Source organism: Pseudomonas sp. S3_A09 (genome assembly GCF_054668065.1).
Genome location: NZ_CP162752.1, coordinates 4738567 through 4750988, shown reverse-complemented (window position 1 = coordinate 4750988; position 12422 = coordinate 4738567). Strand labels below are relative to the sequence as shown.

Below are 12422 nucleotides of genomic sequence, written 5' to 3'. Positions count from 1 at the left end.
GGAGTCCTATTCTGCTTTTCCTAAATGAACTGAGATCATGCTAATTTTCTCGACCACGAATGTAGGTCATCGATTGATAGCTCCGCTCACAGGCCAGCCCAGCTATTCGGGCTCGGTCATACGCAGCAGCCAATTCTCCCGCTCTTTTGTCAGCCCGCTGGAGCAGGTCGGAGAGCACCATTGCGGCGCGGGTGGCTGACGCGCCTCGCTGGGCAACTCCGGAATCGCCGGGGCAGGCACTGGCGGCAAGCTTGCCTGCGTCGACGTGCAACCGGTCACCAGCAGCATCAGCGGCACCAGCATCAACATCTGCAGCTTTGTTCTGTTCTCGCGCATTGCTTGCCTCCTTGTTCACGGACGCCTGGCGGCGCTGTTCTTCGGCGCGGGCATCGTTGCCCGCTTTGGTGACGGCGATAGCCTGGGCCTTGCCGATGCCTGCCAGCCTTGTGCCATAGCGCCAGTCCTGCAACTGCCAGGCAGCGCCGAAGCCGATGGCCACCGCCACCAGCAGCGCGAGCAGCTTCTGCACCGGCGTCATGCCAGCACCTTTTTCGCCCGCTCCCACAACTGCAAGCGATCTTCCAGGCCGTTGAGACCACCATTAATGCGGCGGGTGATCTTCGTGAAGTCACCCTGATCCGCCAGCGTGTTCAGCCCTTTGGTGGACCAGAACCAGGCCGCAGACATCGCCGCGTGCCGGGGCAGCTCGAGCAGTTCCGGGTTGCTGATGAGGTCCAGGCCCAGCGCCTCGCCGCAGGCAGCGTAATTCGCCCGCCCGGTGATCTGGATCAGTCCGCGCCCTCGGTATTTCGAGCCGTCACCCTTGACGGTATTTCCCAGATCGGCACGGCCTTCGTACGTGAGCTGCTGCGCAGTGGGCCCCCAAATCTCGCGCACGTAGCGCAGTTGGCCGGATTCGTGCCCAACCTGGGCGATGAATGCAGCTGCGCGCGCGGTGCCCACGATGCCATAGCGGTTCATAGCCGTGTTCAGGGCAGGAACAAAAACGCCGGCTTGGTGGCCGGCGTTAGGGAGGATCTGCAGCAACTGCTGCTCAGTGATCGGCATGCTTTTCTCCAGGCACAAAAAAACCGCTCAAGGCGGCTGGTGTGTTCTTTACCGGCTCAGGCTGGCTGAACTGGTCGCTTGCTCATGTCGGGGAAGTCAGGGTTGTCCGCTGTCCACTTGCGCAGGGCGCGCCAGTACAGCTTCCAGTCTTCTATGGAGCCAACGATGTCTTCCTCGCCAAAGTCGATTGCTGTAACCGTCTGCTGGGCGATCGGCATCTGCTCTTCACGCCAAGCGTTTTCCAACACGCTCAACCTTGCGATCAGCGTCTCCTGGGTAATTGCCCATGTGCCATCGGCCTGAGCCGTGTAGTCCATGCTGTTATCGCCTTGGGGCCTCTCCCCTTCCATTTCGATCCAGCCTTCATCAGGGCCTTTGTCCGTCTCGTCGCCCTCGAAGAAGTTCGAGCCTACCCTTGCGTAAAATCGAATCATTAGATCGCCCCCTTAAGTTTCCAGACCTTTACGCGCACTGGTGCGGTGGTCAGAACTGCACCTGTATAGCCATGCCCGCCTCCGGTAGAAGCGCTTGGCAATGCAACGCCACTCGCACCAGCCTGACAGATGATCTTGTCCGTCGGCAGGATCTGCTGTGCATATGCGCCGTAGGATGCGCCACCACTACCCGCATTACCGTCAAGCCTGGGTTCTGACCAGACGCCCCCAATTAGGACCTCTAATACCGTCATCACATGAAACCCAGGAAATGGGTTGTCTGAGGTAAATCTAGATGCCGAAACAATGTTCCCCGGAGCAGCTGCAGTGCCACCATTGGGATAGATAATTGCAAAATCGGCGGCAGCCGAGTCAAGCTTTAGATCAACCTTCCTATCAATAAACGCAATAAATCCAGAGAGGTTTCCGCCAGCCCAAATACTGGAAATAATATCCCCGGAAGTTGTTATAAACACGCCAGCACTTAGAGTCACACCAGCACCAGTGACCAGCACGCCAGCCTTAGTGATTGTTACAGCTGGACCTGCGCCAGACTGTCCATACCCTGGGGAAAGTTTCAGAGCGCCTGACGGCTCACAATAAACCGCACCTCGATTTCCGCCTGCTTTATCACTGAACCAAAGAAACGCATTCTCTGTGTCCGCAGTAGCCCTGATATTCACTCCGCCGCCATTGGTAGTAATAACACCACCAAAAAGAGTTCCACCAAGCGCGCCTATCTGAATTCGGGTCAAACCTTGAGCATCATCAATCAGCCGCACACTGTTATCAGCTGAGTAAACAAACCTTACATTCGCCGTCGAGTTTGGATCTGTGACATCTTCTCGGCGAAGAGTTAGGCCACCAGAAGATCCAACCTGAACAGCGCCCTTAAAGCGAGGCACCACTCCGGAAACCGAGTCAACCGCGGCGAGGAAGGCATTGGCGTTGCCAAGCTTATCGGCCTCGGTCTTCGCCCGGTCGGCTTGTGTCAGCGCATTGGCCGCAGAGGTAGCGGCATTGGTCGCAGAGGTGGCCGCTGCGTTCTTGGATACCGTTGCAGATGTCGCGGCGCCGGTGGCGGTGGTGGAAGACGTAGAGGCACTGGTTTCGGATGCTTTGGAGTTGGTCTCAGATGTCTTGGCGTCGGTCTCTGACAACTTTGCCGCAGCGGCCGAGGCCTGCGCATTGGCCACCTCCTGATCCAGGTCTTTAAACTGGTCGGTGATGGCGCGCAGCCGATCAGCTGACTCTTTGACGTAGCCCTGCATCGGGGCAATGGTGTACACCCCTGCAGCGACTGTCGCCCCTTGGTAATTCGGGGCTATGGAAATGGCCGTATTGCTCGCGATGTTGGTGATCTCGTACCACCGGCCGTCCGGCCCACGGAAAGCATCACCCACTCGCGCGTTTGCTATAAATGCCGTGCCGGTGCCAATTACCGCGTTACTGTCGGCCGCAACGGCAACAGTTCCTGTTTTATACCAGGCCATTTAAGCCTCCTAAGAAATTGGCTTTGCAAACATTAACGGCAGGAAGAAACTTGAACCGTTAAAGTCCCCAATATTTTGCAGCTGAGCAACGACACGATTGTTTGCGTAATCCCAGAAACAAGAAAGAAGCGAGAAGGTGCTTCCGCCCGGTATATTCATCGCAATATTATTGATCAGCATGTAGTTTCCGGTATTCAAAGGAACAGCGGCATAGAACGTGGAAATCCATCGCCCTACAGAAGGATTCGATGCGCCCCCATAAGCCCAGCCAGCAACTACATCCGTAAACTGTGCGCAAGGCGTTCCATTGTCGAATAGTTGTTTTGCGTCTCCGTCCCACAACCTGAGACCATATTTGGCAGTTGGTGCGGACTCATAGGCCGCAACAAAAAAAGACCCAGACCCTCCGCTTGCCCCGTTGATGAACCCCGTCCAGTTTCCGGGAGAGCCCTTAAGGCTCACCCATTGGAAGCCCCCGGTTGAAGGTCTGACAAAAATTAACGGTGGTTCTTGCGACGTGATCACCGATGGAAAATCACCGCCACCCGGCCCATAGATCCCTTTGTGTATAACAACCAGCCGTGCAAACTCAGAGTCAAGCGTTACAACATCTGAGTTATTATTAAATGTTAGTCCATGTGACATTATCTATACCTGAATACTAGAAGTCGCTGAACTGATGTCCCAACTCTGCCGGTTGGCATATTTCTATTTCTAAACCAAACCTGAACTCCGTCCGTAAGCATCTGTACATCGAACTGAGACAAACTTGCGTCTTGGCCGGATGGGTCCCCTGAGTACTGCCCATTAGGCAAACATATCCCGATATGAGTAGAGGGTTTCACTCCGGGGATGGATACAAAAGTACTACTGCCCACCGTGCCGATAAGGGCTGAATAAACAACCCTCACGGTGAATGAGTTCTCATCCAATTCAAGGAGGCCAGTAGGCCCCCATATCCTGATTCCTCCGATCATGCTGTCAGATCCCCCAACTGCACCCGCTTGACGTTGTTTTCGTCGTACACCTTGATTGCACGATTGGTCATCGTCAGGCGACCACCACCAGGTGCCGGGCCGTTAAACTCCAAGTTTCCGGCTTTATCGAGGCGCCACCCTTGAACACCAGCGACATAGTTGTCGGACTGCAGCGCCTCTCCGATCTTCAGCATGGTGATGCTGCCGTCCTGGATGAAGGCTGAGCGCATGAAAACCTGACCGTTCACCACCGCGAATGGCGAAGAAAGAATCCCGTTGATGTTGTTCACCACAGCGAACCTGTCAGCGCTCACCAAGAACTGGCTCTGCAACTGACCATCCACGTTCTCGATGCCAAGCCCAATCCCCGCCGCGACGTACTGCCCGTTTTGGTTGAGCTGCATCTTCACCGACCACATGGTGGAGAGCTTGCCATCGGTGCTGGCCTGGGCCTGGCTTACCGTCTGGATATCAGCTGAGTTATCACCGATCTGCACCCCAATCTGTTGGATGGCCTGGGCCGTGGCCTGGCGGTCGTTGACCACAACGCTTTCCAAGTCGGTCACAGATCCGCTGACATCGCCCACCTCGGCGGCCAACTCAGTCGTACGCTGAACCATGGCCGCGTTCTTCGTGGCCTGGGTCTTCACCTCCTGCGCAAAGCTCGCCTTGGCGTTAAACCCCTGTAGCGCATCCGCGAGTTCGCCTTCGCCGGTGTCATCCCTGTACGCCGCCTGCAGCACCTGAAGACTTGATGCCTGGGCGGTGACCACGCCGTCGAGCTTGGTAATGTCGGCGGTGTTGGTGGATACCTGCTGTGCCAGTCCATTCGCAGTCTCTACCGACTGGCCAACATCAAGCCAGTAGGTAGCGTTGGGCGGCGGAGTATTGATGGGAACGCTCTGGACGGCCTGATAGATCCTCCCGCCCTCCACGACCATCTGACCTTTCAGGTAGGTGGCATCCTTGTCGTAACCCTTCAGACCGTCCAAGGCGTTGATCCGATCTTGCAAGCCTGGGATCTTATCGATCTCGTCCAGGATGTCCTGACCAAGCTCAGTGCGCCCAACCTGGCCGGCGATCAAGTCCAGCACAGGATCGGCGTCTGCGCTCGCCATCCCCGTTACACCGTTGCCAACCGGATAGAACGGCCCGACGTTGCCGGTCCGGTCCACCAGGCGCGCCCAGAAGAACAAGGTTGCGCCCGCCAGAAGCGACTGCATCCGGTAATCGGCCTGCGGGTAAGCCAGGTCGGCCAGCTTGGTCGCCGCTCCCAGGTCGTTCGCAGGGCCGTACCACAGCTCGGTACGCTGGGTATCCTCGGCGCCAGCAGGGAAGCCCCACTTGATGCCGATGCCGAACAGTTCGCTGGTGGTGGTCAGGAATGAAACCGCCGGCGGCAAGCCTACCTTCCCTTCCAGGTTGGTCAGGTCGGAGTTCTTCCAGATCGACGAGATTTCGAAGGCGCTCACCGAACGCACGCGGGCCAGGTAGGCGCCCGAGTAAATGCCGGTGACATCCACGCTTGTAGTGCCCGTGCGCTGCAGCTTGATCCAGTTGCCGCTGTCCTTGCGCCACTCCACGTCATAGGCGACCGCTCCGGTCACGGCGGGCCAGGATATGTTCATGGTGCTGATGGCGATGCCCTGGTTCACCGCGTAGCTCGACGTCAGCGTGACGCTCGCCGGCGCCGGAACGACGGTGATCGGCACAACGCTGATTGGGCGCTCTTCCAGGCGCGCGCCGGTGTCGATGTGCGCGAATTTGCTCGGGTCATACTGCACGGCCGAGATCTCGAACACGCCTGGCTCCGGCCGGGCCACGCTTACCACCCTGTACAACGGGATTGCCAGATCGTCGGCATCCAGCGCCCACACCAGTTCGGGTTCGGGCGCAACGGAGTAGGCAACGGTAACGGTGACCTGCCGGCCGCTGACCAGTTGCACGGTGCGGCCCTCGCATTTGCCGTCGGGCAGGTTGAGAATCAGCCGATCGCCGGGCTTGGCCTGGGTGTCGCGATCCAGGGTGATGACCTTGCCATTCACCGCCGAGATGCGCCCACCGACCGGCCGGCCAGCAAGCAATTCGTCAGCAATTGGGATCACGTAACCAGGCAGCGGGATACGGCCATCCAAGCCGACTTTGAAGCCTACGGCCCGATCCTTGGAGTTGGTCAGCAGCGCCCACTTACCGCGGCGCTGGGCTTCGGATTCGCGGGTGCAGCCGATGGCGCTGATCTCCAGTGGGTTATCGCCGTAGCGTCGCTGCAGCTTCTGGTCGGTCACAGCTGTGACGTCGGTGTCGAAGTTGTTCAGCGGGTTGTCGTAGCTGACCAGCGCACGGCTGTAGCGGGTGCGTTCCGAAGCGCTGGAATAGGTGAACTTGCCATCGATGACGTTCGCCCGGGTGTAGGCGAAATCGAAGTCGGTAGCCCGAGGCATATCAGCCAGGGTGAACACTTGGCCCTGGGCCCAGTAAGTCATGCCACGGTAGATGGCTGAGATATCACGCAGCAGCGACCATGCGTCAGCCTTGCTCTGCAGGTTCAGGTTGCAGATGAAGCGAGGCTCCTGGCCGCCCTTCCCGTCCGGCACCAGTTGGTCGCAGTACTGCGAGATGCGATACAGCTCCCACTTGTCCACCATCCACGGCTTGATGCGGCGGCCGAGGCCGAAGCGGTCGTTCGTGGTGATGCCGAGCGTCGCCCAGGTCGGATTGTTCGTGTAGCCCTCCTTGAAGGTACCGTCCCACACGCCGCTGTATGTGCGCGATGCGGGGTCATAGTTGCTCGGTACCGACCATTTTCGAGCCTTGCAGCCCACGGTCACGGCCGGGATGCTGCGAAACTGTTCTGCGGAAAACTCAATGAAGAGTAGCGCGGTGTTCGGGTAGCGAATCTTCGCGTCGATTACCTCGGTGAAGCCAGCAATCTGCATGGTGTCGGAGATTTTGTTGTTGTTCTGGTTTGCAGTCAGTCGAGTGATCCGCATCCGCCAACCCGAACTCGCCCTCGGCAAATCGATGCGGCGCGTGCGCTCGTAGACGCTTGTAGTCTTTCCGGACACGGCCTCATTCAGCACTTCCTGGTACGCACCACCGTCAGTTGCTAACTCGACCTTGTAGCCAATCGTGTACCCGTTGATGTTCCCGCCCGAATCGACCGATTGAAGTGCCGGCCAGGCAAAGCGCACGCGCACAGCAGAAAGCTGAGTGTTGGTGATGGCTCGAACCCAGGGCGTGCCACTGCGCAGCTCCGTACCGATCGTTGTTTCGTTCGCGATCGACGGGATGCCTTGGATATAGGTTTGGTCTACCGCCCCGGTGCGCCACTCCCACTTAACGTTCGGGAAGTTCATGTTGCCTTGGGGGTCTTGAAGCGGGGTGTTGTCGAGGAAGATGTCTCGCGCGGTAGGCGTGCCTTCGAACTCTCCCTCGCCCACGGCGATCAGCATTTTGGCTATGGCGACAGAGCGCAGACTATCCGGCGCTTCAGTAGGTGTTTTGGGCTTATCCGATCCGCCCTTGGCGCCATAAACGTCGATTTTGTGTGCTGCGCCCATGCTTTCCTCCAGGCAATAAAAAGCCGCCTCATGGGCGGCTACGGTGCTGCAAGTGATAGTTACATGCGATCTTCTGCGTAGATCTCAGCGCTGATAATCGCGCCGCCCCACCGGCGCTCGCCGATGCAGAGCGGTACAGGGTTACCGGATGCCGTGGTGTTCTTGGCGCTGCCGAAGGCGTAGCCGGGGGTATTCTCGGGCGCAGCGCTGGTTTTAAGCCCGCTGGCTTGAGGGCTCAGCATCTGAATAACACCGCCGGCGACAAGACCAATGCCCGCTCCTATGAGCGGAGTACCGAAAGGCGTTGCAGAGAAAATAACACCCACAACAATCAAGATCGCACCGACGATGGTTTGAAGAATGCCGCTGCGCTTGCTGCCTACGACCACGGGCGCAATGCGGATGTCTCCGGAACCGTTGTAGCTCAGCTCCTTCTCCCCGATATTGCGCTTATCGCGAAACACCGCGAATTCAAGGCCGCGAGACTTGGCATTCGAAAGAAACCGCTCGAATCCAGGGATCTGCACGCATAGCGCTTTGATCGCCTCCGCCGGCGATTTCACCGCGAGCCTGAACGACTTCCCGAACTGACGTAACTGCCCGTGCAGACGAATCGTTGTCATGGGTTGATAGTTGATCGCTGATGCCTGCATCACTTTCTCCGGACAATAAAAAACCGCCCGGAGGCGGCTTCATGGCTTTCTTGGTTCAGTTGTAATCGACATAGGGCCCAATGTAGAACCCGGCCATGTCGCCGCTGATGCGGTACAGGCTTTCCTTGCCAGGCTGAACCGTCGCTGCGATGGTTCGAATTGCAGCGCCTGCGCACAAGCCAGAGCCCGCTAGGCCGGCGCCCAGATTGGGCGATCCCGGGGGAAGGTAGAATGTAGCCCGCTGACCAGTACCGATTTTTGCAGCCCTGCGGCCGTCGACATAAACAACAATGTCGCAGCCAGAGCCGACAGCGCCCGAGTCGCGTACCACGGTGATTTTTCCGCTCTCGCCAGCCGGTTTAGTCTGGAAGGCATAGACCTCATCGGACGGTACCGGCTTCGCATCCCGCACTGAGATCGCCGATGAGGCGCACCCCGCCAACATCGCCACCGCCGCAGCTATCAAAATCCGCATGTCGTTGCCTCTTTGGTTTGTGTGATTACGGCAGTTCAATGCCCAAGCGCTCTTTGAGAATTTGCTTGCCATAGGCTTTTCCCAGCTCGACAAGCATTCCAAGGCCTGCACCGCCAACCTTTTCGGCACCTTCCTTAGTTCGCCTCCACACTTCGCCATCACGCACCGCATCCAGAAACTCATGACCCCGATACGTAAGCCGCTTGGGCTGCCATTCAAAATGACCTATGCCGCCCAGGCTGATGCCCGATAGCAGTCCAGCCTCATCAAGAAGCATCACGTGATAGGAGAGCTCTTTATCAGACCTGCCTTCAATTTTCAAAGTCATCCAGCTCTGAGCATCGTCGTTAGCTTCGACGGCAAGCAGGATCTCGCGCACTATCTCTTTATCAAGTTTCATCATGGCGTCCTTCGGCGGCGAACCAGAATGGTAGCACCAGCATTAATCCAATAGCACGCCGGGCCTGTCTAGGCATCCAGCGTGGATGGAATACCAGTGGCAATACGACAGCGTCAGATAGTAGCATTTTGACCTCAGCCACCCTAGGACAGGCCGCCCGTTCAATGGACGACGTTTCAGAGAAAATCATTCCGCTTTTACAGCAGTTGCTTCCTGGCTTCTTTGCAATGATGACTTTTTACTGGTTTGCATCAGCACCTAAGCCCACTCAGTTTGAGCGAGTAATTCAAGCGCTAGTTCTTACAGCAATAATAAGCCTAATGATTGGACTATTAGAAAAGCTTTTTTATTTTCTAGGCCATTTCGTAAGCTTTGGAGAGTGGGGCGCCGAGCATACAACTATATACTCAATCATTCTCGCAACAATTATGGGTTGCGCTTTAGCTTACGCAAGCAATCGCGATATAATTTTCGATAAGGCCAGAAGATACAAAATAACAAAAAAAGCATCTGCAGATGACTTTATACATATTTTAAGGCAAAACTCAGAAAGCAAAGTAATTGTAAACTTTAAAGATGACAGGCGCCTATGCGGCGCAGTCAAATCATATCCAAACGAAATATCAACAGGAGTGATATGGATAGGAAATCCCCGCTGGATGGATGATACGAAGACGTACACAAACAATCAAATCAACTCAATACTTATTAATATTTCAGACATTAAGTTTATTGAATTCATTGAAGAAGTTAAAGATGAGCAATGATAAGAAAATCGCTGATAAACTGCAAAGTGTAACCGGGAACGAAGAATTCAATAGCTCGCCAAAAAACACAAAAAAACTGCCAGATAATTTTTTTTCACCACCACCACCACCACCACCACCACCACCACCACCCCAAAAAAAATAAAGAAAGGCTCGGCAATACTTTAGTCCTTCGCCTGCAAGCCCAAGGACTGGGGTTGCGCCAATATCGGCGCGTTTAGGACCTGGAGGTCGCTATGGGCAACGAATACGAAAATTGGGGCTATAGAGCAGGCCCCAGTGATGAAATGAAGCAGGAGATTGGGCAGATCGTCATTAATCACGCTCTATGCGACCCACCTCTTCTTGACCTATTCGTGACGCTCTCCGGAGTATCCGCCGCGACTGCGTACATCTTGATTCAATCCCTGAACCTGAAAGCCGGAGGCATGACAAAAGCCATCCTCGACATGGCGAAAGCGAAGCAACCGCCAATCAGTTCTGAGCTGAACGCAAGGCTCTCGAAAGCTATCGGCGAATATCGGAAGCTATCGCTATTGCGAAACGAGGTCGCACATTGGCAATGGACACCTTCTCCCGAGGGAGTGCAGGCTGCCCAAGCCACTAACATCATGCGCAGGAACAGCGATGACTCAGCTTTCGCCAAGGAATTCAGCCTGCACAGTCTCAAGCAGCTTTCGGTGGGTTTGATAACAACGTTTTCGGCTTTGAGTTTGTTCGCCGGCCTGATTCAGCATCCTGACATTCCCGAACATGCTCTCGTAAAGGTTTTTGCCAATCTAGACGCTATCTCGTTCAAGGTGAATGAGGCACTTCTGTCTTTGCCAGAACCTTCGGCTGAAGAACTGCCATGATCCGGAATACCTCCTCCAAGAGGTGAGTGGACATTAACGGATCGTAGAGGCTGTAGATGTACTCCATGGCAGCCTCAGTCATCGCACTGGTTACGATTACCTGTTCCAACTCATGAGGCAACCGCTCTGCAAAGCGCGCCAGGTTCGCGTGGCTTTGCGCCGTGAGCCAACTTGATAATTCTCTCACGCTCGCCTCCTAAGCCAATGCCACATCATGTTGGTTGTATTACGTCTTTGTGCCTGAGGATCAGGCGTGTTCGTTCATGCCAGGGACCGCCGAAGACGATGATTTCTGAAGGTCGTCCATAAAGGTGATGCAGCAGGAACGGCCCAGGCCCGAAGGCGCCCGACTCTTCCCCTGGTAGCACCGGATCGGTGCCGAGGTAGATCCCGGCATGATTCGGGTGAACCGTCCGCCCGACGTGCATGACGATCAGATCGCCGCGCTGCGGCCGGTCGACGCGTACAAACCCGGCCGCCTCGTAGTGTTGCTCGTACAGGCTGGCGCTTTCCGCGTTTTCCCACCAGCCGTCGGCGCGCTTGAAGGCTTCGAATTCCAGACCCCATTCGCGCTGGTACCACTCGGCACAAATACCCCAACAGTCCCAAACCCCATGAACAAATGGGCGATTGAGCAGCGGCGTGCTGCCCGTTGGCGTGATCGACCTGAGGTCGCCCTCGGGCCAACTCAGAATGTGCCAGGGCAAGGCCGTGGCCTCGCACATGGCCAAGTCATGCGGTGACGGCCGGCTGGTGGCATCCGGGTGCGAGTGAACGATCCCGATCACCTCGCCCAAATCTTCCGCCGCGGCGTAATCCTCGGGATCGAGCCGAAACTCTTCGTTCGGCTCTGTGGCGATGTTCCTGCATGGGAAGTACTTCTGCGCGCGCCCTATCGCCAACAACAGCCCGCAACACTCTCTCGGGTACTCGGTTGCAGCGTGCGCCTGGATCGCCGCGATGATGTGCTTGCGCATAGTCAACTCCTGCTGATCAAGTTCACAGCGGGAAATCCACCGAAATTTAGCTCTTCGTTTTCGCCGAATCTGAGCTTGCAGGACGACAGACAGCCCTTGCACTGATCCTTCGAGGGGTCATCCGTGGGGTTGTCTTCGTCATCAAACATCGCTGTCCCCGTGTAGTTACAGTCAGGGCCCCTGTATCCCCCTGTCATGGCCCAGTGACAAAACGTCGTCATCTGGCGCCCGGGCAGACCGTGGTTATCGATCTCACCCGGGGAGGAGAGCTCCCATACCACCGCCTCGCCGTCCTCGCTGGTTTTCTGGTCGATGTACCAGATCTCCAGCGCCTCCTGGGTTGGGTCGGCAGTTGGATTGCCTTTCGGATAATTCGCCGCATCCAGGTACTGGGCTAGCGTCTCACGGACCGTCAGCTTGAACTTGAGCATGTCCTCGAAAGCCAGGCACAGCGCCGTGACGCGACCGTTTATGTTGCCGGCGGCGAACGTCGGGCGTGAGGCGGTGCCGTCGCTGCTGGAGGAAATACCCTCGATCTGCACCGGCCACGCCGCGTATTCCTCGCCCTGCCACCAGATGGACTTGGCTGGCAGATCCTCTTCCGAGTGCTCGTAGGCCAGCAGCTCTTCGGGCGTGTGCGGAATCGCGTGCCCGTGGAAACGCAGGTAATCGGCGCCGTACTCGGTCCCGTCGATTTCAAACAGGCGAATCTCGCCGCCGGGCTCCAGTTTCTGGATGTCCGTGATCAGTGCCATGGGCGGTTA

Annotated in this window: 14 protein-coding genes; 3 read left to right on the top strand and 11 right to left on the bottom strand. The window is 56.7% G+C overall.

From position 1 onward, the window contains the following. Positions 1-40 precede the first annotated feature (40 nt). From AB4N92_RS22340 to AB4N92_RS22300, 9 genes are all read right to left on the bottom strand, one after another. The gene (locus AB4N92_RS22340) at positions 41-538 is read right to left on the bottom strand and encodes a DUF2514 family protein (RefSeq protein WP_460128268.1); all 498 of its coding nucleotides are present in this window, start codon (positions 536-538) and stop codon (positions 41-43) included. Continuing rightward, a complete protein-coding gene (locus AB4N92_RS22335) occupies positions 535-1068 on the bottom strand; it encodes a glycoside hydrolase family 19 protein (protein WP_460128266.1) in 534 nt (177 codons plus the stop codon). Before AB4N92_RS22335 ends, AB4N92_RS22340 begins: the two co-directional genes overlap by 4 nt. Positions 1069-1124: 56 nt before the next feature. After that, positions 1125-1502, bottom strand: a complete 378-nt coding sequence (locus tag AB4N92_RS22330) for a hypothetical protein (RefSeq protein WP_198729836.1) — start codon at positions 1500-1502, stop codon at positions 1125-1127. Then, positions 1502-2995, bottom strand: coding sequence for a hypothetical protein (locus AB4N92_RS22325; RefSeq protein ID WP_460128264.1), 1494 nt, complete (start codon positions 2993-2995; stop codon positions 1502-1504). Before AB4N92_RS22325 ends, AB4N92_RS22330 begins: the two co-directional genes overlap by 1 nt. A gap of 9 nt (positions 2996-3004) precedes the next feature. After that, the gene (locus AB4N92_RS22320; RefSeq protein WP_305469209.1) at positions 3005-3640 is read right to left on the bottom strand and encodes a hypothetical protein; all 636 of its coding nucleotides are present in this window, start codon (positions 3638-3640) and stop codon (positions 3005-3007) included. Between the two features lie 328 nt (positions 3641-3968). Then, complete coding sequence (locus tag AB4N92_RS22315; RefSeq protein WP_460128262.1) at positions 3969-7532, bottom strand: TipJ family phage tail tip protein; 3564 nt, start codon at positions 7530-7532, stop codon at positions 3969-3971. Between the two features lie 59 nt (positions 7533-7591). Further along, the gene (locus AB4N92_RS22310) at positions 7592-8185 is read right to left on the bottom strand and encodes a tail assembly protein (protein ID WP_460128259.1); all 594 of its coding nucleotides are present in this window, start codon (positions 8183-8185) and stop codon (positions 7592-7594) included. A 55-nt stretch (positions 8186-8240) separates the two neighbouring features. Beyond that, positions 8241-8660 (bottom strand): hypothetical protein, encoded by a 420-nt coding sequence (locus AB4N92_RS22305; protein ID WP_460128258.1) that lies wholly within the window; start codon positions 8658-8660, stop codon positions 8241-8243. Between the two features lie 25 nt (positions 8661-8685). Beyond that, the gene (locus tag AB4N92_RS22300) at positions 8686-9060 is read right to left on the bottom strand and encodes a DUF2513 domain-containing protein (protein ID WP_460128255.1); all 375 of its coding nucleotides are present in this window, start codon (positions 9058-9060) and stop codon (positions 8686-8688) included. A 164-nt stretch (positions 9061-9224) separates the two neighbouring features. On the opposite strand from AB4N92_RS22300, the gene AB4N92_RS22295 reads away from it, so the two are divergent. From AB4N92_RS22295 to AB4N92_RS22285, 3 genes are all read left to right on the top strand, one after another. Next, positions 9225-9827 (top strand): DUF6338 family protein, encoded by a 603-nt coding sequence (locus tag AB4N92_RS22295; RefSeq protein WP_460128254.1) that lies wholly within the window; start codon positions 9225-9227, stop codon positions 9825-9827. Then, positions 9817-9972 carry a hypothetical protein gene (locus AB4N92_RS22290; RefSeq protein WP_460128252.1) on the top strand — a complete coding sequence of 52 codons (156 nt, stop codon included), beginning with the start codon at positions 9817-9819 and terminating at the stop codon, positions 9970-9972. Before AB4N92_RS22295 ends, AB4N92_RS22290 begins: the two co-directional genes overlap by 11 nt. A gap of 91 nt (positions 9973-10063) precedes the next feature. Beyond that, the gene (locus AB4N92_RS22285; protein WP_010211407.1) at positions 10064-10681 is read left to right on the top strand and encodes a hypothetical protein; all 618 of its coding nucleotides are present in this window, start codon (positions 10064-10066) and stop codon (positions 10679-10681) included. Positions 10682-10893: 212 nt separating this feature from the next. Here AB4N92_RS22285 and AB4N92_RS22280 read toward each other — a convergent pair whose 3' ends face one another. Further along, positions 10894-11658, bottom strand: a complete 765-nt coding sequence (locus tag AB4N92_RS22280) for a C40 family peptidase (RefSeq protein ID WP_460128251.1) — start codon at positions 11656-11658, stop codon at positions 10894-10896. A 2-nt stretch (positions 11659-11660) separates the two neighbouring features. Further along, on the bottom strand, positions 11661-12413 hold the full coding sequence (locus tag AB4N92_RS22275; protein ID WP_460128249.1) for a phage minor tail protein L: 753 nt from the start codon (positions 12411-12413) through the stop codon (positions 11661-11663). Positions 12414-12422 lie beyond the last annotated feature (9 nt).

Excerpts from the sequence above, each read along its gene's own strand:
- AB4N92_RS22305 (WP_460128258.1), bottom strand. The coding sequence starts at position 8,660 with ATGCGGATTTTGATAGCTGCGGCGGTGGCGATGTTGGCGGGGTGCGCC.
- AB4N92_RS22295 (WP_460128254.1), top strand. The coding sequence starts at position 9,225 with ATGGACGACGTTTCAGAGAAAATCATTCCGCTTTTACAGCAGTTGCTT.
- AB4N92_RS22315 (WP_460128262.1), bottom strand. The coding sequence starts at position 7,532 with ATGGGCGCAGCACACAAAATCGACGTTTATGGCGCCAAGGGCGGATCG.
- AB4N92_RS22320 (WP_305469209.1), bottom strand. The coding sequence starts at position 3,640 with ATGTCACATGGACTAACATTTAATAATAACTCAGATGTTGTAACGCTT.
- AB4N92_RS22290 (WP_460128252.1), top strand. The coding sequence starts at position 9,817 with ATGAGCAATGATAAGAAAATCGCTGATAAACTGCAAAGTGTAACCGGG.
- AB4N92_RS22275 (WP_460128249.1), bottom strand. The coding sequence starts at position 12,413 with ATGGCACTGATCACGGACATCCAGAAACTGGAGCCCGGCGGCGAGATT.
- AB4N92_RS22340 (WP_460128268.1), bottom strand. The coding sequence starts at position 538 with ATGACGCCGGTGCAGAAGCTGCTCGCGCTGCTGGTGGCGGTGGCCATC.
- AB4N92_RS22285 (WP_010211407.1), top strand. The coding sequence starts at position 10,064 with ATGGGCAACGAATACGAAAATTGGGGCTATAGAGCAGGCCCCAGTGAT.
- AB4N92_RS22280 (WP_460128251.1), bottom strand. The coding sequence starts at position 11,658 with ATGCGCAAGCACATCATCGCGGCGATCCAGGCGCACGCTGCAACCGAG.
- AB4N92_RS22325 (WP_460128264.1), bottom strand. The coding sequence starts at position 2,995 with ATGGCCTGGTATAAAACAGGAACTGTTGCCGTTGCGGCCGACAGTAAC.
- AB4N92_RS22310 (WP_460128259.1), bottom strand. The coding sequence starts at position 8,185 with ATGCAGGCATCAGCGATCAACTATCAACCCATGACAACGATTCGTCTG.
- AB4N92_RS22300 (WP_460128255.1), bottom strand. The coding sequence starts at position 9,060 with ATGAAACTTGATAAAGAGATAGTGCGCGAGATCCTGCTTGCCGTCGAA.
- AB4N92_RS22330 (WP_198729836.1), bottom strand. The coding sequence starts at position 1,502 with ATGATTCGATTTTACGCAAGGGTAGGCTCGAACTTCTTCGAGGGCGAC.
- AB4N92_RS22335 (WP_460128266.1), bottom strand. The coding sequence starts at position 1,068 with ATGCCGATCACTGAGCAGCAGTTGCTGCAGATCCTCCCTAACGCCGGC.